Origin of the sequence: Achromobacter anxifer (assembly GCF_903652925.1) — a bacterium.
Classification (GTDB): Bacteria; Pseudomonadota; Gammaproteobacteria; order Burkholderiales; family Burkholderiaceae_B; genus Achromobacter; species Achromobacter anxifer.
On the sequence record NZ_CAHLAR010000020.1, the window covers coordinates 47,568 to 66,657 of the forward strand.

Annotated in this window: 12 protein-coding genes and 2 pseudogenes; 6 read left to right on the top strand and 8 right to left on the bottom strand. The window is 62.5% G+C overall.

All coding sequences use genetic code 11. From position 1 onward, the window contains the following. Positions 1–7 precede the first annotated feature (7 nt). Together HWY37_RS33465 and HWY37_RS33470 are read right to left on the bottom strand one after the other, a co-directional pair. Entirely contained in the window at positions 8–796 is a 789-nt protein-coding gene (locus HWY37_RS33465; RefSeq protein ID WP_175210214.1) for an SDR family oxidoreductase, read from the bottom strand. Between the two features lie 242 nt (positions 797–1,038). Continuing rightward, on the bottom strand, positions 1,039–1,947 hold the full coding sequence (locus HWY37_RS33470) for a LysR family transcriptional regulator (protein WP_175210216.1): 909 nt from the start codon (positions 1,945–1,947) through the stop codon (positions 1,039–1,041). Positions 1,948–2,072: 125 nt separating this feature from the next. Between HWY37_RS33470 and HWY37_RS33475 the strand changes: the two genes are divergently transcribed. From HWY37_RS33475 to HWY37_RS33485, 3 genes are read left to right on the top strand one after another with little or no spacing between them, the layout of a single operon-like run. Next, complete coding sequence (locus HWY37_RS33475; RefSeq protein WP_175210218.1) at positions 2,073–2,981, top strand: NAD(P)-dependent oxidoreductase; 909 nt, start codon at positions 2,073–2,075, stop codon at positions 2,979–2,981. Positions 2,982–3,023: 42 nt separating this feature from the next. Further along, the gene (locus HWY37_RS33480; RefSeq protein ID WP_176090823.1) at positions 3,024–3,980 is read left to right on the top strand and encodes a Bug family tripartite tricarboxylate transporter substrate binding protein; all 957 of its coding nucleotides are present in this window, start codon (positions 3,024–3,026) and stop codon (positions 3,978–3,980) included. A 34-nt stretch (positions 3,981–4,014) separates the two neighbouring features. Then, positions 4,015–4,596: an amino acid synthesis family protein gene (locus HWY37_RS33485; RefSeq protein WP_176090824.1), complete on the top strand. Its 582-nt coding sequence runs from the start codon at positions 4,015–4,017 to the stop codon at positions 4,594–4,596. A 133-nt stretch (positions 4,597–4,729) separates the two neighbouring features. On the opposite strand, the gene HWY37_RS33490 is transcribed toward HWY37_RS33485, so the two are convergent. From HWY37_RS33490 to HWY37_RS33510, 5 genes are all read right to left on the bottom strand, one after another. Next, the gene (locus HWY37_RS33490) at positions 4,730–6,214 is read right to left on the bottom strand and encodes a TolC family protein (RefSeq protein WP_246302477.1); all 1,485 of its coding nucleotides are present in this window, start codon (positions 6,212–6,214) and stop codon (positions 4,730–4,732) included. Then, complete coding sequence (locus HWY37_RS33495) at positions 6,204–7,643, bottom strand: HlyD family type I secretion periplasmic adaptor subunit (protein WP_338076241.1); 1,440 nt, start codon at positions 7,641–7,643, stop codon at positions 6,204–6,206. Before HWY37_RS33495 ends, HWY37_RS33490 begins: the two co-directional genes overlap by 11 nt. Beyond that, positions 7,640–9,766, bottom strand: coding sequence for a type I secretion system permease/ATPase (locus HWY37_RS33500; RefSeq protein WP_175210224.1), 2,127 nt, complete (start codon positions 9,764–9,766; stop codon positions 7,640–7,642). Before HWY37_RS33500 ends, HWY37_RS33495 begins: the two co-directional genes overlap by 4 nt. A gap of 107 nt (positions 9,767–9,873) precedes the next feature. Continuing rightward, on the bottom strand, positions 9,874–16,575 hold the full coding sequence (locus HWY37_RS33505; RefSeq protein ID WP_176090825.1) for a calcium-binding protein: 6,702 nt from the start codon (positions 16,573–16,575) through the stop codon (positions 9,874–9,876). Position 16,576: 1 nt separating this feature from the next. Beyond that, positions 16,577–17,086, bottom strand: coding sequence for a hypothetical protein (locus tag HWY37_RS33510; protein WP_175210228.1), 510 nt, complete (start codon positions 17,084–17,086; stop codon positions 16,577–16,579). 449 nt (positions 17,087–17,535) lie between these two features. Here HWY37_RS33510 and HWY37_RS33515 point away from each other — a divergent pair, with 449 nt between their 5' ends. Continuing rightward, positions 17,536–17,727 (top strand): IS4/Tn5 family transposase DNA-binding protein, encoded by a 192-nt coding sequence (locus HWY37_RS33515; protein ID WP_373418130.1) that lies wholly within the window; start codon positions 17,536–17,538, stop codon positions 17,725–17,727. A 28-nt stretch (positions 17,728–17,755) separates the two neighbouring features. Beyond that, a pseudogene (locus HWY37_RS33520) lies at positions 17,756–17,990 on the top strand (IS5/IS1182 family transposase); the annotation flags it as partial. Between the two features lie 22 nt (positions 17,991–18,012). On the opposite strand, the gene HWY37_RS33525 reads toward HWY37_RS33520, so the two are convergent. Further along, positions 18,013–18,702, bottom strand: coding sequence for a FadR/GntR family transcriptional regulator (locus tag HWY37_RS33525; RefSeq protein ID WP_176090826.1), 690 nt, complete (start codon positions 18,700–18,702; stop codon positions 18,013–18,015). 175 nt (positions 18,703–18,877) lie between these two features. On the opposite strand from HWY37_RS33525, the pseudogene HWY37_RS33530 reads away from it, so the two are divergent. Beyond that, a pseudogene (locus tag HWY37_RS33530) lies at positions 18,878–19,090 on the top strand (amidase); the annotation flags it as partial.

The following is a 19,090-nucleotide window of genomic DNA, read 5'->3' on the forward strand; positions in this document are numbered from 1 at the left end:
CTGATGTCTAGGCAGCCAGGCGCGGAATCGCGGGCTTGGCCTGTTCGGGGCCCATGGCCGAATAGCCGCCGTCCACCGCGTAATCGGCGCCGGTGACGAAGCTGGCATGGTCTGAAAGCAGGAAGGCGACCACCTCGGCCACCTCGGCCGGATCGCCGGCGCGTCCCAGCAGGTGATAGTCCGCGGCCACCCGGTCGGTCTTGGCGCGGTCGCCCTGCGTCAGCTCGTCCATCACGCGCGACCAGGTCCAGCCCGGCGACACGGAATTGACGCGGATGCCGTCGGCGGCATAGTCCATCGCCATGTTGCGGGTGACCTGCAGCAGCGCCGCCTTGGACACTGGGTAGAGCCAGCGCCCGGTCTGCGCGACGCGCGACGAGATGCTGGTGAAATTGACAATGGCACCGCCTCCGGCGGCCACCAGATGGGAACGAACCGCGCGCGCGGCAATCACCGCGCTGACCAGGTTGACGTCCAGCGCCCGCAGCCAATCGGCGCGGCCCGACGCGGCGCCGTCGTCCAGATAGGTCGCGGCCAGGTTGACCAGGAAATCGAGGCGGCCGAAATGCGCCGCCGCCTCGGCCACGCCGCGTTCCAGCTGCGCGTCGTCCGTGATGTCCAGCGGCCAGAAGCGAGTGCCGGCCGGATCGGCCGCGGCCACGCGTTCGCCGCCCACGGCGTCGATATCGAACAGCGCCACGCGCACGCCCCGGGCGCGCAGCGCCGCGACCACGCCTGCGCCGATCAGCGTGGCGCCGCCGGTCACGATGGCCACCTTGTTGTCCAGACCCTTCATCGCATCACCTCACCGTGTCTGATTGAGTGAGGCGAATACTGGCGCCGCGCGGCGCGGCCGCGTTAGCCGGATCCGGCCGACGCTATCCGCAAACTGCGCTTATTCGATGGAAAGCTGATCCAGGTCCAGGCGGCGTGTCCGGAAAATGCGACGGCTGTCCGCTACGTGCAAGCGGGCGGGCTTCGGGCGCACAGGCGGCCGGCTTGCCGCCGCGACGCGGCGAACCGCCAGATGCGCCGGCCCTAAGGCCGGCCTGTCTTGCGCGAGGCGCGCGCATGTTCCTTGATGAGGCGCACGAATCGCTGCACCTGCCTGCTGGGGCGGTCGAAGCGCGAACGCACCAGGCTCAACGACAGCGGGATGGACTCGCGCAGCGGCCGCGTCACCACGCCGGGCCAGCCCTGCTGCCCGACCGAGAACTCATCGACGATGGCCACGCCCCCGCCCACGCGCACCAGCGCACAGGCCAGTTCCGCGCGCACGATTTCCACCGCCGCGTTCCAGCTGACGTTGGCGCGCTGGAAGGCCGCCGCCACCAGTTGCCCGAAGGGGATGTTGCGGTTGTAGAGGATCAAGCGGCACTCGGCCAGTTCGGCCAGGCTTAGCGCCCGCCGCGCGGCCAGCGGATGCCCTTGCGGCAGGATGCAGACCATTTCGCCGGTCGCCAGCGGTTCCACCACCAGATTGGGGTGGTCTATCGGCAGCACCGAAATGGCCAGCTCGGCCTTGCGCCCCAGCAGTTCGTGCGCCATGTCGGACAGCAAGGTGGTGTGGAACTTGAGCCTGACGTTGGGATAGAGCTCCATGTACTGCGCGATGACGGGCGGCACGAAGTTCAACGCCAGGCTGGGGCTGGAACACAGCGTCAAGGCGCCCTCCGGCTGCTCGGCCAGGTCGCGCGCCAGCTCGTCGATGCGCAGGGCCTCATCGAACAACGGCCCCACCTCCTGGAACAGGCGCTGCGCTTCGGGGGTGGGCGTGAGCTTGCCCTTGTCGCGTTCGAACAGCTGCAACCCCAGGCTTTGCTCGGTGTGGGCAATAAGGCGGCTGACCGCGGGCTGCGACACGAACAGCAGCTTGGCCGCGCCGTTCATGGAGCCGGTCAGCATCACCGCGCGGAACACCTCCATCTGCCTGAGCTTGAAACGCATGGCTGATCCGATAATCGTTTGTTATATCCCCTGGCCAACTTAGCATAACCGCGAAATCCACGCCTTCATTAGCATTCCGGATGAATCCTGGCGCGCTTTCCAGGACGATTCGATAAAGGGAATGCATGACACTGAACGTAGGATTCGTCGGCCTGGGCATGATGGGCCTGCCGATGCTGGAAAACCTTGCCGGCGGCGAGGAAGGCTTCAACATCCTGGCCTATGACCGCGACCCAGCGCGCCTTGAACGCCTGGCCGCGCACCCTGCCTGGAACCGCACGCTGAAGCCGGCCGCCGGCCTGCAGGCGCTGGCCGCCTGCGACGTGGTCATCACCATGCTGCCCGACAGCAATGTCACCAACGCGGTGATCGAAGGCGAAAACGGACTGGCCGGCGTGATGCGCCCCGGCTCCGTGCTGCTGGACATGGGCTCGTCCAACCCCGCCGAAACGCTGCGGCTGGCGCCGCTGCTGCGCGCGGCCGGCGTGACGCTCATCGACGCGCCGGTATCGGGCGCGGTGGCCAAGGCCGCCGCCGGCACGCTGGCCATCATGGTGGGCGCGGACGCCGAGGGCCTGGCGCGCGTGCGTCCGCTGCTGTCGCGCATGGGGGCCTCGCTCATTCACACCGGCGCAGTCGGGTCCGCCCACGCCATGAAGGCGCTGAACAACTACGTCTATGCAGCCGGCCTGCTGGCGGCCAGCGAAGCGCTGCTGATCGCGCAAGGCATGGACCTGGACCTGGAGGTGTTCACCGACGTGCTCAATGCTTCCAGCGGCCGCAACGTGGCGACCGAGACCAAGCTGTGCCAGTTCATCGTGCCCGGCACCTACAACGGCGGCTTCGCCCTGGCGCTGATGGCCAAGGACCTGCGCACCGCCGACTCGCTGCAGGCGCTGGCCGGCGTTGCGGCCTCGCAGCTGTCGCTATGCACGGCGCTATGGCAGCGCGCGCTCGCGGACATGCCCGCCGGCGTCGACAACACCGAGATCCACCGCTACCTGGAACGCCTGCAAGTCCCCGCGCCGGCCTGAGCCGCGCGGCGCCAACGATAACGAGATCCACAGGAGACAAGCATGAAACGATCCGCCGCCGCGCTGGCGCTGGCGCTGGGCGCGTCCCAATTGCCCGCCGCCGCGGCCTATCCCGATCACCCCATCCGCATGGTCGTGCCGTTTCCGCCCGGCAGCATCACCGACGTGGTGGCGCGCAGCCTGGGCAAGGCCATGGCCGACGACCTGGGCCAACCCGTGGTGGTGGAAAACAAGCCGGGCGCCAACGGCATCATCGGCACCCACGACGTGGCCCGCGCCAAGCCCGACGGCTACACCCTGGTGGTGGTGGGCGTGTCCACGGCGGCCAGCGGCGTGAGCCTGTTCAAGGACCTGCCCTACAACCCCGCCACCGACCTCACGCCCATCGGCGCCGTGGCCGAGACGCCCTATCTGCTGGTGGGTTCGCCGCGCATGCCGGGCGCCAAGGTCTCGGACCTTTTTGCCTATGGCGCGCAGCATCCGGGCAAGCTGACCTATGCCTACGGCTCCGGCAGCGCGCAGGTATTCGGCGCCAAGCTGGCGGCCATGGGCAAGATCAACGTCACGCCCGTGCCCTATCGCGGCGGTCCGCAGGCGCTCACCGACGTCATCGGCGGCACCGTGGACCTGACCTTCACCGACCTGGCCAACGGCCTGCAACAGGCGCGCGCCGGCAAGGTCAAGACCTACGGGGTCAGCACGCCCGAACGCTTTCCGCTGGCGCCCGACATCCCCACGCTCAACGAAAGCGGCGCGGCCGGCTTCGATCTGACCGTGTGGTTCGGCCTGATGGGCCCGGCCGGCCTGCCCGCGCCCGTGGTCACGCGCCTGTCGCAGTCGCTGGACAAGGCCCTGGCGAGCGATGAGCTCAAGCAGACCTATGCGTGCCAGGGCCTGAGCGTCAAGCAACAGACCCCTGCTGAATTCGGCGGCTTCGTGCGCGCCGAAATCGACAAATGGGCGGACATCGTCAAGGAAACCGGCATCCCGCCGCAATGACCGCCTTCCACAACCGCAACCAGGAATCCCCCGCATGTCGCTGATCGATATCCGCAAACGCTGCCTCATCGTCGAAACCACGTACCACGAGAACGGCCCCGCGCCCGCGCAGCCCCTCAAGCTGGCCGCCGCCTGCGCCGTGATCCGCAATCCCTACGCCGGCCGCTACGAGCCGGACCTCATGCCCTTCATGGCCGAACTGCGCAGCCTCGGCACCCTGCTCGCGACCGAGCTGGTCGACACGCTGGGCGGCAAGGACAAGATCGAGGTCTACAGCAAGGCCGCCATCGTCGGCCTGGACGGTGAAATGGAACATGGCGCGGTCTGGCACGAGGCCGGCGGCTGGGCCATGCGCAGCGTGCTGGGCGAGCCGCGCGCCATGGTGCCCGCCGTCAAGGCCGTGGCCGTGGCCGGCTACCGCATGATGGTGCCGGTGCACTACATCCACGCCTCGTACGTGCGCAGCCATTTCAACAGCATCGAGATCGGCGTCCAGGACGCGCCGCGCGCCAACGAGATCCTGTTCGCCCTGGTCATGGGCACGGGCGGCCGCGTGCATTCGCGGCTGGGCGGGCTGACCAAGGAAGCCGTGTCGGTGCACGACGGGCAGCGATAGCGGTTGCGCTGCGCAGCCGGGGTAAGGAGCGCGCACCGCCGGCATCCCCGGCAGTCATAGGCCCGGTCGGCGGGCAGTTTTCCTGGGTTCTTGCATGGTGGCCAGTCAGGCCTGACACGGCATAATGTCCCGCCTATCCGCCGTCCAATTGCCACATACCGAGCTGCCCGAGTTTCTCCGCCAACTGCAAACGGGCACTGCGCCACTCAGCCACGGCCTCGATCCGCAACTGATTAGCATCCGTCAGTGCATTCTGCGCACTCAGCAGTTCCAACATGCTGCCCACTCCCATGACATATCTGCGCTTGGCCGCCTCGAAAGACTTTTCGGCAATGCTCCGCAGTTCCGCGCTGTGTCGAACATTTTCCGTACTGGCTTGCAAGGCCTGATAGCTTTTCCAGACCGCCAGGCCAACACCCTGGCGCACTTCGGCCAGCGCCTCGCCCTGACGCTGCCTCTCGGCCGCAGCCTCACGGATCTGGTAATTGCGGCTGAACCCCTCAAACAGCGGAATCTGCAACTGCACGCCTATGTAGAACTCGCGCCCCTGAGCGGGAAAGGAATTGGCTCCGAACCCCGAACTCACCGGCTGATTATTGCGGCCATAGCGTGACGTCAAGCTCAGCTTGGGCAGGCCTTCGGCTGCCACCTGCGCTTCCTTCGCCTTGGCCGCGTTCCATTGCGCCTTGGCGGCAACGACACTGGGATGCCTTTCCGTTGCCTCGGCCATCAATGCATCCACCGACGACTGGAATGCCGGCCCTGCCATGGCGCCCTCTTCAATGTCCGGCAAAACCACCTGCTGCGATGGCGACAAGGTCATGCCGGCCAGCAGCACGCCCTGCGCCGCGCGCAATTCCGCCTCCGCCCTCACCCGCCGTAAGGTGGCCTGCACCTTAGCCGTCTCCGCCTGCAACTGATCGGCCACCGACGCCACACCGTGCTCGACGCGGCGGACGGCAGCGGCAAAACTGTCACTGGCGATTTTTTCCGCCTCGACCGCCGCTGCCAGCTTGCCCTTGGCCGCCTGGGCCGCGTAGTAGTCGGTCGCCACTGTCGCAAAGGTGGCCTGCAATGCCACCTCCTGCGATGCCAGGGCAGCGCCGAGCAAGGCCTCGGCATTCTCCAGCGCCGCCCCGCGCGCTCCGAAATCGTAGAGCAGCCAATTCAGCGAGATGCTCTCGTTATGCGTCCAGCCGCTACGCGACGAGCTCAGGGGCGGATAGTCTTTGACCACCGTATCCGACTTCTGGCGGATGTTCTGCGTATTGATGGAGACGGTTGGCAGGTATTGAGCCGTCGCAACGCCCGCGCCGGCCGCGCGTGCCCTGACATCCGCCCAGGCCTTGCGCGTGGCCGGATTGCGGCACAACGCAAGTACCACAGCCTGGTCGAGCCGCAGCGGGTCTGCCAGGACCTGCGAGGCGCAATCCCGCCCAGGCTGGCCGGCCAGCATCAGGCTGGCAGGCGCAGGTGGCACGCCGACCTCGGTGTTGAAGACATCCCAGGTAGGCGCGGCCTGGGCCACAGTGAAGCATACCCATAGCACACAAGCAACGACGCAGCCACTCCATATTCCTCCTCGCCGCCTTGCCTCGACCCCGCCGCTATCGTTCACGCATGCTCTCCTGCGCCACCTGTAGCAAGGGGTCGAAAAAATAGGCCGCTACCGCCCGCTTTCCAGTCTTGATCTCCGCCGAAACCTCCATGCCCGGAGTCAGATTGATGGACTTTCCGTCGATGAGCATCTGATTGGTTGGCAACCGTATACGCGCGGTGAACGTCAAAGCCGCGCGCCTGTCTCTGTGCTGCACGGCATCACTGGAAACGGAAATCACCTTGCCCGTCAGATAGCCGTAGCGGGTGTAAGGAAACGCGTCGATCTTGACAGTCGCGTCATCGCCCTCATTGACGAAACCGATATCCTTGTTCTCGATATGAGCCTCCACCTCCAGGACGTCCTCGGGAACGATCACCATCAGGGATTGCGCTGTAGTCACCACACCGCCCAGCGTATGAACCGCCGACTGCTGCACCACGCCGCCGACTGGCGCATGTAGGGTCAACAGCTGCTGACGAGTGGTCGCCTTGGTTTCATCGTTGCGACTCTGCAATGCCTGCTGGCTAGCCTGCTCGAGGTCCCGCAACTGCTCGCGCTGAAATTGTGACGCGGTCTGCGCGAGTACAGCGCGCTGCTGGTCTATCGCCGCCCCCAGTTCTGTCGCCCGGCTGCGCTGCATAGACAGCTCGTGGTCCTGCTCGACTGCCTGCTTCATCCTATTCAGATAATCGTGTTGCGCCACATAGCGGTCGCGCGCCAACTCCTTGTAGTCGTCCGCCTCGCGGCGCGCTATTGGCACGGTGATTTCAAGTTTCCTGATCAGACGCCGAGTAGTGGCCAGCTCCGCTTCGCGCCGCTCGAGCTCAGCCTGTGCGACCGATAGTTTGTCGATGTATTCCTGATAAACGGCAACCGCGTAGCGTTGCACCTCGCCCTGCTTTTCAGGCCTTGCGTCCTCGACCGGCGGCACTAGCGGCTGGCGATGTCCCGCCTGCGCCTCCAGCAAGGCCTTGGCCCGCGCCGCCGATAGCGAAGCATCGATTCGCAGGGAGCGCGCCTTGTCCGCGTCGGCCGCGGCCTGCGTAGCATCGAGCACGATCAGCGGTTGCCCTGCGGCCACGCGTTCGCCATCGCGCACCAGTATGCCTTTCACCACGCCGGTGATCGCGGGCTGGATGGTCTTCACCCGCTCACTGGGTATCAGCTTGCCTTTCGCCACGGCCACGATGTCCAGCCTTCCGAATACGGCGATCAGCAGGGTCGTGACAATCAGCAGCAGAATCGCGCGCATGGTCCAGCGCGCCGCTGGATGCGCCGGCGTCTCCATTAGTTCCAGATTGGCTGGCAGGAATTCCCGTTCGTGCCGGTCCAGCGGCACGCTATCGTCCTGACGGCGCCTCGACCACGCATGGTGGAACACCGTGGCGTAGCGCCGCAGCAGATCCCACGCTGCCCCGATCTGTAGATGAAACGGCAACCTCATCATGATGCGTTCTGAATCGAAACGAGTTTCCAGTAATAGCCTTTCAGGTCCATTAACTCAGCATGGGAGCCGCGTTCAACGATTTTTCCGTTGTCCATCGCCATAATTTCATCCGCGTGCCTGACCGCGCTCAGGCGGTGGGCGATGATAATGACGGTGCGATTCCGGGAGATGGCACGCATGTTCCGCTGTATCACCTGCTCGGTCTCGAAGTCCAGTGCGCTAGTCGCCTCGTCGAAGATCAGGATGCGCGGGTTGGTCAGTAGCGCCCGAGCGATGGCAATGCGCTGGCGTTGTCCACCCGACAGCGTCGCACCGTGTTCACCCACCACCGTCTCGTAGCCCTCTGGCAGCTGCGAAATGAACTCGTGCGCACCGGCCAGCGTCGCCGCCTGGATCACGTTTTCCAGGCTTGTGCCGGGATCGGTCACCGAGATGTTCTCGCGGATGGTCAGGTTGAACAGCAAGTTCTCCTGCAGCACCACGCCGATATGACGGCGTATCCAGGCCGGATCGACCAGCGCCAGATCAGTGCCATCGACGTGCACGCGGCCATACTCCGGCACGTAAAGGCGCTGAATCAGTTTGGTCAACGTGCTCTTGCCGGACCCCGACCGTCCAACAATACCCACCGTCCTGCCTGCTCCGATATGAAACGACACGTCATCCAGCACGTAGGGCAACTCCGCTCGGTAGCGGAACCGGATCTTCTCGAAGCCGATGTCGCCGCGCACCGCCGGAGGCACCTGCTGAGCGCGCGGAATCTCCGTTTTTGCATTGAGCACGTCCCCAAGCCGCTGCATGGAGATGCCAATCTGCTGGAAGTCCTGCCATAACTGAGCCAACCTCAGCACGGGCGCGGAGACCCGCTGGGCCATCATGTTGAAGGCTACCAGTTGCCCCACGGTCAGCCTGCCGTCGATGACCAGTTTCGCGCCAAAGAACAGCGTAACCAGACTGACCAGCTTGCTAACCCACTGGATGGCTTGCTGGCCGACATTGCCCAACGTGGTGGCTTTGAAGCTTGCGCTCACATACGCGGCCAACTGGTTGTCCCAGCGTCGCGTGAACTGCGGTTCAACGGCCATGGCCTTCACCGTGCCTATGCCCGCCACCGACTCCACCAGAAATGACTGATTGTCGGCCCCCCGCGCGAATTTCTGCATGAGCCGATGGCGCAACTGGGGCGTGATGATGAGCGACACCACCACATACATGGGCAGGGACAGCGCGACGAATAACGTCAGCCACACGCTGTAAAAACACATCACGCCCAGGATGATGATGGAGAAGAACAAATCGATGATCGAGGTCAGCGTCTGGCCTGTCAGGAAGTTTCTGATGTTCTCCAGTTCGCGCACGCGCGTCACCGTATCGCCCACACGCCGCGACTCGAAATACGCCAGGGGCAGCGCCAGCAGATGCCGAAACAGGCGCGCCCCAAGTTCGACGTCGATGCGGCTGGTGGTGTGCGCAAGCACATAGTTGCGCAAGCCGGTAAGAAAAACCTCAAAGAGCGAACACACGAGCAAGGCGATGCACACCACGTTGAGCGTGTTGTAGGCCCTGTTGACCAACACCTTATCCATGACCACCTGGAACATGAGCGGCGAAACCAGGCCCAGCACTTGGATGAAAGCCGAGACCAGCAAGACCTCGAGAAAGAACCGGCGGTACTTGACGATCGCCGGGATGAACCAGGTGAAATCGAACCGCGCCAGCTCGCCCGCCACCGACGCGCGGGAGGCAAATAGCAGCATGCGGCCATCACAACGCGCCAAAAGCTCCGCGGCCGCAACCTCCACCGGCGCCTTCGCATCCATTTCGAGGACCAGGGCGCGGTCGCCGTCACAGCGCAGCAGCACGGCGTGCCTGTCGCCCTGGTCCAGAATCAGTGCGGGAACGGGTGTTTTCTGCAAGCGTTGCCGCGCCACCCGGACCTTGCGGACTTTCAGCCCCAGCGACCGGCCGCTCAGGACGAGCTCGTCCTCGCTGAATGCAACGCTCTTGACACCCGCCTGATGACGCAGGTGCTTTTCATTTGCCGGAATTCCGTGAAACCGGGCGATCAGTATGAGCGCCGCCACCCCGGAATCGGAGGTAGCTACCACTTCGGATTGATCCATCGTTGACGCGTCGCCTTTGCCTCTTGGCGCGCGCGCCAGCCGTCAACGGGTCTGGCCGCGCGCAACAGCTTGTTTATGGTTGATTGCCGATATGCTCCGCAACCACGTCAGGCGTGCCAGCTGCTCGCCACCACCGCAAGCACCGTGGAATCCGTAATGGCCGAGTTCTGGCTCAGGGTAGGATCGAACCCCGGGTGGCTTCTCTCGAAAGACGCCATTGCCTGCACCAGAATATCCAGGTTGGCATCCAGGGTCTGCGTCGCCGACCCCGTCCCGCCGCTCTGGACCTCGGCAAGCTTGCGGAAATCGTCCTTGTACCAATCCCGCAGCACCGCGCTTGCGTCCGTGCCCATGATGCTGACCTTCAGATCCTGGCCGGAGCGCTGGAACCAGAGGCGATCGGCACTGACATCCAATTCAAGCTTGCCGTCGGCGCCGCCATACATATAGCCGTTGAAAATGGTCACTTGGCCGCCATAGCCCGCACCCAGCACATAGGTGTCGTTGCCGCCATTGCCATAAATCGTATCGACGCCGCCTAGACCGTCCAGCCGGTCCGGCCCGAACAGGGACCCGAACATAACGTCGTTACCCGTCGTGGCCCGCCGCAGCAACGCGCGCACATCCTCGCCCGCCCAACTCGTGCCATCATCGAAATCGACCCGCTGCACGCCCGCGGCTGGAGACATAGCCATCGACAGCACGACGGCGTCACCTGTCGCTCCCGTCTTGAGCGTGATGGACAAATCGTCGGCACCCACCACCTGCACCGATGAGGCGCTGATCCCCGGGCCGAATTTCAGCACGTTCGTGGCTCCGGCGGATTCGACCTCCAGAATTTCCAGGCGCCCGTAGCCGGCCTTGTAGTGGAACGTATCGCCGCCACCGCCGCCCTGTATGTAGTCGCCGCCACCCAGCCCGTCGAACACTTCGGCCGCCTCCGTGCCAAACAGCGCATCGTCCTCGGTGGTGGCCACGGCGTTATTTACCGCGGAGCGCAGCTGGCCGTCGGTCCACACCGTGCCATCGTTGAACTCCACGCGCTGCACGCCATAGCCAGCGCCGTACATGGCGTTAGTCAGCGTCACTTTCCCACCGGAGATCCGGTCTATGATCTCGATGCCCGAGGTACTGTTTCCTTTGATCCTGACCGTCCCGGCGTCAATGCCGGCGCCAAACCTCAGCGTATTGATGCCGGCATAATCGCTCTCGTAGATCTCGAGATGACCGTAGCCCGGCTTGTAGATGAAGGTGTCCCCGCCACCGCCGCCGAAGATGTAGTCGTTCCCGCCCAAGCCGTCGAAGTACTCGGCACTGGAGTTGCCGAACAGCACATCGTCGCCAGGGGTAAGCTGCATGGCCGCGTTGAACACGTCCACGCCGCTCCAGCGGGTACCATCCGCGAAAGCGATGACAGGAATCCCGGCGCCTCCGAAGAGGGCCGTGGCGGCAAAAATGATCTGGTCGCTCGTGCCCGCGAATGTCAGGCTGATATCGCCGTTGCGCAGGGCCTTTATCTGCGCGGCAGCGGCCGATAAGCCCGCACCGAGCACCACCACATTTTCAGGCAATGCCGGCCAATACGGCTCCGAAATTCGCAGCTTGCCATAGCCGGTGTTGAAGATGATCGTATCGCCGCCACCCATGCCATTGACGGTGTCATCCCCGCCTTGACCATCGAAATAGTCAGCGTCCGATGTGCCGGTGAGTACGTCATTGCCCGAGGAGCCGATGGTTGAAATCAAGGCCAGCACGTCGTCCCGGTTCCAACGAACGCCATCGGCGAACTTCACCTCCTGCACGCCCCAATATCGCCCCCTGAGCATGTTCTGCAAAACCACCGCGCCGCCGGAAGGACCGACCAGCAGCGTCAGCGAACCGTCGAGGCCCGTCCTGGCGGTAATCATCGAAGCGTCGATCCCGGCTCCGAACTCCAGCACATTGGCAGCATCGACCTCGAACTCGCCGTCGGCAATAGTCATGATGCCGTAGCCGAGCTTGTACACGTAGGTGTCGTCCCCTTCTCTGCCGTACAACACGTCCGGACCGCCGCCGCCATCGATACGATCCGCCAGGTTGGTGCCATAGAGAGTCTGGCCGCCCGTATCGCCGTGAATCGTGCGCAATCTGTCATGGATTTGCTGGCGGGTCCAGGTCGTGCCATCTGCGAATTCCACGCGCTGCACGCCATTCCAGTCAAGCGCGGCCGCCATATTGCTCAACACCACCTGGTCCGCGCCGATGGTCATCACCACATTGCGCTGCTCGTCGACCTTCATCGACACATCCTGCGGCGTGATCCCGACGCCGAATCTCAGCACATTGACCTCGCTGGCCGTGCTCGCATATTCATCGATCACCAGCCGTCCATATCCCTGGTTGAAGATGAAGGTATCGCCGCCGCCATGGCCCGCGATGTAATCATTGCCTCCATGCCCGTCGAACCGGTCCGCACCGTAGGTACCCACAAAATTGTCGTCTCCGGAGCTGCCTTCAAAACGACGCGCCAGGTCCAGTAAATGCTCCGGGGTCCAGGAGGTGCCATCGGCGAACTCAATCTCGGGTACAGACAGATCAAACCCCGTTGGCGCATCCGGCAAACTGACCTGGCCAGCTTTTTTCAACTTGATGCGATCAGACCCGATGTTGAGAAAAATGTCGTACTCGCCGTCCCGCGACATGGTCACCGCGACATCTTCGACCTGTATCCCAGCGCCAAGCCGGACAACGTTGTTCACTTTCACATACGACCGCGCGACGATTTCGATCTGGCCGTCTCCCTTCTCGAACAGGAAGACATCGTTGCCGCCATTGCCAAAAAGCACGTCATTGCCGCCATTGCCCCGGAAAACATCGTCCCAGGGAGTGCCGTAAAGGATTTCCGAGTTGGCGGTGCCACGCACGTCCCGCGCCGCCGCCATGATCTGCTCGGCCGTCCAGGACGTGCCGTCCGCAAATTGGATCAGCTGCACGCCAAAGCCCGGCACCGGCAGGGCCATGCCCTGGAGCACGACGCGATCCGCGCCCATGGTCAGCGCAATGCTGCCGAATGGGTCACCCAATGCCGACACGGCAACATCCGCCGCGCCGATTCCCGCGCCGAATCGCAGCGTACTGCGATGCTGATCCGACCAACGATGCTGATCGATGGTCAAGCGCCCGTAACCACGCTCAAACAGGAAGACGTCGTTGCCGCCTCTGCCCGATATCACGTCATCACCACCCTTGCCGTCGAATATGTCATCGCCCAAGGTTCCCGTCAGCGTGTCGCTTCCTGCTGAGCCGCTGATCTGGTGAGCCCTGGCGGCAATCTCGGCCGCATTCCATATCGTGCCGTCGGCAAACAGTATCCGGTCCACGCCGGAACGCGCCGGATCCGCACCCATGCCAACCAACGTGACAGTATCCGTTCCCATCAACACGGAAATATCCTGCCCGCCAGGCCCAGACAGCCGGATCTGTACATTGCCGGCCAGGATGCCCGGCCCCAGCTTCAGCGTGCTCATATCGCTGCGCAAGGCATCGTAGCTGTCTATCGTCAGATGCCCATAGCCCTGGTTGAACACGAAAACATCCGCGCCTCCGCCGCGCGCGTACACGGTATCGTCGCCACCCAGGCCGTCAATGCTGTCGACGTACCGGCTGCCATACAGCGTGTCCGAGCCGCTGGAACCATACTGGGTACGGGCAAGGAAATCGGGCTTGGATATGCTCTCACCATTGGCAAACTCGAGGCGCTGCACCCCGCTGTAATCCCAGCCGGCCATATTGCGAATCACGATCTCATCGCCCGGAACGCCGTGGGTTATGGTCACGTTGCCGTCGCTGGCAACGGAAAAGCGCAAATCCGCCAGCGAGATGCCGGCGCCAAAACGCAGCACATTCTGCGCATCGAGGGCAAAATCCTCCTCATCGATGACCAGATGCCCATACCCGGAGGCGTAATAGAAAATATCGTTCCCGCCGCGTCCCTTCAGATAGTCGGTACCGCCTTTGCCATCGATAAAATCGGCGCCGGTCGTGCCATAGATATTGTCCGTCGCGCCGCTGCCGGTTAAAGACATCTGCAACAATTGCTGGCGGGTCCACGTCGATCCATCCGCGAACTCCACCAGGCCCACGCCATACTTTGCCCCGGACGCCTGCAATTCCAGCACCACCTTGTCCGTGCCGTTGGCATGCAGCAGGATCAAATTCCCGGTGGCATCGGATTTGACCGTAATGTCCTGCGCATCGATGCCAGCCCCGAAACGCAGACGGCTGATGACGCCTGGAGCGCTCTCGGACTGGTTGATCGTGAGCAGACCATAGCCCGCGTTGAACAGATAGGTGTCGGCCCCGCCGCCGCCCAGGATATAGTCGTTGCCCCCGCCCCCATCCAGGACTTCGCCAGCGGAGGTTCCCACGATGTAGTCGCTACCAGCGCCCACCGACAGGTGCGAAATGATCTGTTCGCGCGTCCAGGTCACGCCGTCGGAGAACTCGACCTGCTGCACGCCATATATGGGTTTGAGCAGCATGGCATCGATGACGACTACCGGTCCGTTGGCAATTGTGATCACCACATCGCCGTGGGCGTTGGACGAAACGATGGCCTGATCCGAGCGAATGCCGGAAATGAACTTCAGAAGATTGGACGCCGACGACGCATCACCCTCGTGTTCAATGATCTCGACCTGGGTTGCATTTCGCCCGATGACGAACACATCGTTATAGGGCAACTCAAGCGCCCAGTTGTTACCGCCGCCGCCGCCATACAAGGCGCTGGCGCCGTCTGGGGCATAGATGACATCGTTGACGGCCGACCCGTAAACCACGATGCTGCGGTCGGCTTCAATGGTAAAGCGCAGGCCGTTGGCGACCAGGGTGGCGAGGCTGGCGATCGTATTGCTACCGCCAAGATCGACGATGTCGTGGTAATAATCGACAACCAGACCAAGATCAATGCGAACGGCATTGGCTATCTTGAATGCCAGATTCCAGGCGTCCTGATTGTCCGGTCCAGGCTGTCCAAAAGTCGTCAACACCTGGGCGAAGGCCCCGCGAAAGCCGCCGGCGGGCAGAATCATATCGGCTTCGACCGAATACTCGAACGCTTTGCCATAGATCTCTGCCAATCCGCTCTGCAGCACCATCCTAGCCAGCATGGAGTCATAGATCGCCGACCAGGCGCTATTCAGGTCGCTACTGGCGCGAAATCTGGGCGTCGTGCCATTGCTGGCACTCTCGAATGGCATGCCCAAATACTTTTCGATGAACGCAAGCTTTCTTCCATCGATATCAACGCCTCGCGCATTCGGCCAGACTTGGTCGACCGCCCCCCACCGGTACATGATTGCCGTAAACGCGACTTCTGCCGCCTCAGCCGAGGTCTCTGCCCCGAGTTGCTGGAATGCGCTCACCATCTGCAACAAGGCGGGGTCCAGCATCATTGCGGAGTGCAGGTCGCGGATCGAACCGGCGGCTATCAATTGAGGCAACAGCTTGACCTGGTCGCTTACGGTCACCGATGCGACGGGACGGGTAAGCGAGGGAGAGTTGGTAAACCATGCATCAGCGACCTGGCGGGTCGATCCGTCCGCCATCACCACGGAGCCGATGAGATCAATCTTGTTACCGGCGACTGTCAGGTCGACCGCCGTCGCGGTCAGACCAATCGCCGCAATCCCCAACTCCTCCAAGGTACGCAGTTCGGAACCTGTCGATACGCCATTGTGATCCGTGTCCAGCCACAGGCGCAGCTTGCTGAAGATCGGATCTTGATTGTCGATAACGCCATCGTTGTTGGAGTCGAACCTGCGCAATTGCGAAAAACCGTCAATCCCATTGTTGCTGCCAAACAATTGAGAGATATCGTTGATCCCCATGCCCTCCGGGTCCAGACAAAGCAAACCTGTACCTGCTCCTATCCAACCCGTTTTTCTGGCGAAACCATCGCCGTTTAGATCAAAGTAAGGCGAGTTTTCGTCCAATTGCGTAAGATTCACGCCATTGCCTGTCAGATCGATGACCAGCGGACTGATTTGCAGGACTGACCGCTTGAACGACGACCACGCCGAGCGAAGTCGCCCGGACATGGAAAGCAGGCGCGCGAACTCCGCATCGCCATAATCACCAATAAACTCACCCAAGCTTCGGCTCGGCCTTCCAAAGATTCCGTCCAGCGCTCCATCGGCGGCCTTGACGGCCATGCGCGCAAAGCTCTCTCCGAATTCGGAAGCCAAATCTTCCACTTGCACGAGGAAGCTGTGCCTCATTCCCTCCAGCTGGGCGAATTTCATTTTCTGAAAATTATTGAGGTAGTCGACGATATCGCTACCCTCGACGGAGACATAGTCCTTTCCCAGGCCGAACGGCGGGGGCAGAAAATCTCCAGCCACACCCGGCCATTGATACGCGGGCAGTTGCATCTCTGTGACAACCGAAAACAAAACTTCGGTACTCACCACCTCTGCCGCGCCCGGCATGCCTTTATTGTCGATAGTATCGGTCATCAACCGCAAAGCCAGTCGGTTGGAGAATTCCTGAAACTGCGCAGCATCAATGGACGCCCCTTGCAAATCGGCTGCCGCCTTGAGTTCTCCGCGCACAAACGCGCCAATCATGCTGTTCGGTTCGCCATTGATCTTGGCCGCAGTATCCAACCAGGTTCCCAGTCGCTGCAGTTCTGCGTTTTGCGAATAGCCCGGATCAGCCTTTACCGCACTCGCGGCGGCCTTATAGGCCTCGGCAAACTGGTCATTCTGAAGATGTCCTTGAATGATGGCTATTTGGGAATCGCTAAAATTGACGATATTCTCGGTAGGCATATTATTTTCCAACAATCAAGTTGTTAACGTTGCGCAACACCTGCTTGTCTGCATAACGAAAATTTTCACCCGCCGTTTTCGGCACCGCAGATTGGATCCTATATTTTCCCGGTACGTCGTGATAGATACTATATGCACGATTGAAGCTTCCCGAGTCCTCTACCAGAACGGGCGTTCCGTCATCTCCCTGGAAAACATAAAGCACCATGACTCCAATGCCTTTTACCTCACGTTCAAATACGCGCATGCCTTTTTTGGTGGAAACTTCGCGAGTATTAAGAAGTTCCCCGGCAAGAACTTTACTAACATATGAACTGCCATTGCTATATACCGGACGCACAATGACAGCCATCTCCACAGTCTTATCGATGTCTCCGTCTTTGGGTGGCAAAGGTATTTTCAGCACCATCGTCTGAGGCCCAGTCTGTTCGCCTAAGCCGGGAGGAATGGAAAATGTCGTCGAACCACCATCAATATGTTCGATCGTCATAGTGAAATTGTCTGCCGCCATCACCGACGCTCCTGACAGAACGAATCCGGACACGATCAATAAGCCAGAAAGCAGCCACCGCCTCCGGCAAAATCGCCCCTTCTGCGCCGTCGGAAATGCTGGGAACGTGCCGCCGACTCCGGCAGTAGCCGGCCGCGCTGGCAGGCAGACTCCTCTCCACGCCACCTCTCGCATACCCTTACCTCTTGAATTGTTAATTCTCTTTTTGAGTAAGAATCACCGACAGCTAGCGTGCACGATATGACTTATCGATAAACATTGTCAACACAAGAAACATGTATTTATCTAAGAAATAGGCCACCGATACGGCCCGATTTAATTATCACAAAGCACCATTTTTATTGTCGACAGCATTTAATATTTAATTGGACCCCACAGAATCATCCCATTACACATATCTCGCCGATACGCTCCAATAGACGTCTGGACACATACGATGCAGGAGACAAGTGGGTTGGGCGCAGGAGCGATTCGGAACATTGGATCTGGGCGATGAGCGTCTGAACGGTCGGGCAGTTCTGCTGGCCGAGCGTCTGGCAAGCAAGCCCACTGAGCGCATCCCGGGCGCGTGCCACGGTTGGGCCGAGACGCAGGCAGCGTATCGCTTTCTGGGCAATGCACGAGCGACTGGCAGGCACTGATTGCACTGCTCTGGACCAGTACTGCCGACGATGCCGGCGGCACTTGAAACAGCGTGGCATTGCGGCACGCATCGCCCGAAAAGGCATCGAGAGCAAGCAACGGTTCGGGCGTCATCGTTGCGTGGGTCGAGCGCACCCATGCATGCTTTGCCGCGTCCGGCAAACTGCGCATCCGCTTCGAGCGTCGGCTTGACATTCATTGCGCGCTCCTTGCCCTGGGTGCCGCTGTTATCTGTTCCAGATTCGTTGAAGACTTGTGTTAACGGCTCTTGATGTGAACCGGCCCTAGACGCCCGGGATCGTCAGCGACAGGCCGGCCCGGTCGGCCACATTGCAAATATGGGCGCGCATGGCGCGGCGCGCGGCTTCGGCCGAACCCGTGGCCAAGGCGTCGATGATGGCCGCGTGTTCGTAGATCGGCTCGCGCACGCGCGCCGGATCCGCGAATGCGACCTGCCGGCTGCCGTCCACCACTTCGGCGATGTTCTCGGCCAGGTCCAGCAGCATGGGGCTGCCGGCGATCTCGTACAGGCAGGCGTGGAAGGCGCGGTCGCCTTCGGACATGGCCACCAGGTCGCCGGCATCGGCGGCCTGCTCCATGTGCGTGATGGTGGCGCGCAGGCGGGCCAGTCCAGCCTGCGTGACGACGCCGGCGGCCAGGCCGGCGGCAAGCTCCTCCAGCTGGTTGCGCACCAGGTAGACGTCGCGCAAGGCGTAGCGGCCCTGGAAGCGCCAGCGGCCATAGGCACTGCCCAGGCCCTTCTCGCCGGGCCGGGCGATGAACACGCCGCGGCCGGCTTCGCTGCGCAGCAGCCCCAGGCCTTCCAGCATGGTGATGGCCTCGCGCAGCGAGGCGCGGCTCACGCCCAGTTCCTCGGCCAACTGGCGCTGCCCCGGCAGCTTGCCCGCCTGCGCCCATTCGCTCTGGCGGATGCGGGCCTGCAATTGCTGGGCTATGTGTTCGACGGTATTCATCGCGGGATTCTCAAGGCATGGGCGCGGGGCGGCCGCCCCGGTTGGCGTTGACAGCCATATACTGCCTGGGCATTATGACACTCAACTGGTCTGACCGGTTAGGATAACGCCGTACTGCATCACGCCCCGGCATGCCCGCGGGCCTCCACGCCATTCCTTATTCAAAGCGCCGCTCATGACCGACCTCTACGACCGTTTTGCCCGCGCCGTCGACGCGATGGCCCGCCTGGCCGACTACCCCTATTCCGAGCGGCGCCAGGCCTGGCTGGACCGGCTGCGCATCAACCTGCCCGAGCTGACCGTGCTGGACGCGCTGGCGCCCGAGGCGGAGCTGGGCTACCTGGCGCCGCCGCCCGCGGCGCCGGGCGAACGGCTGCCGGCCGCGCAG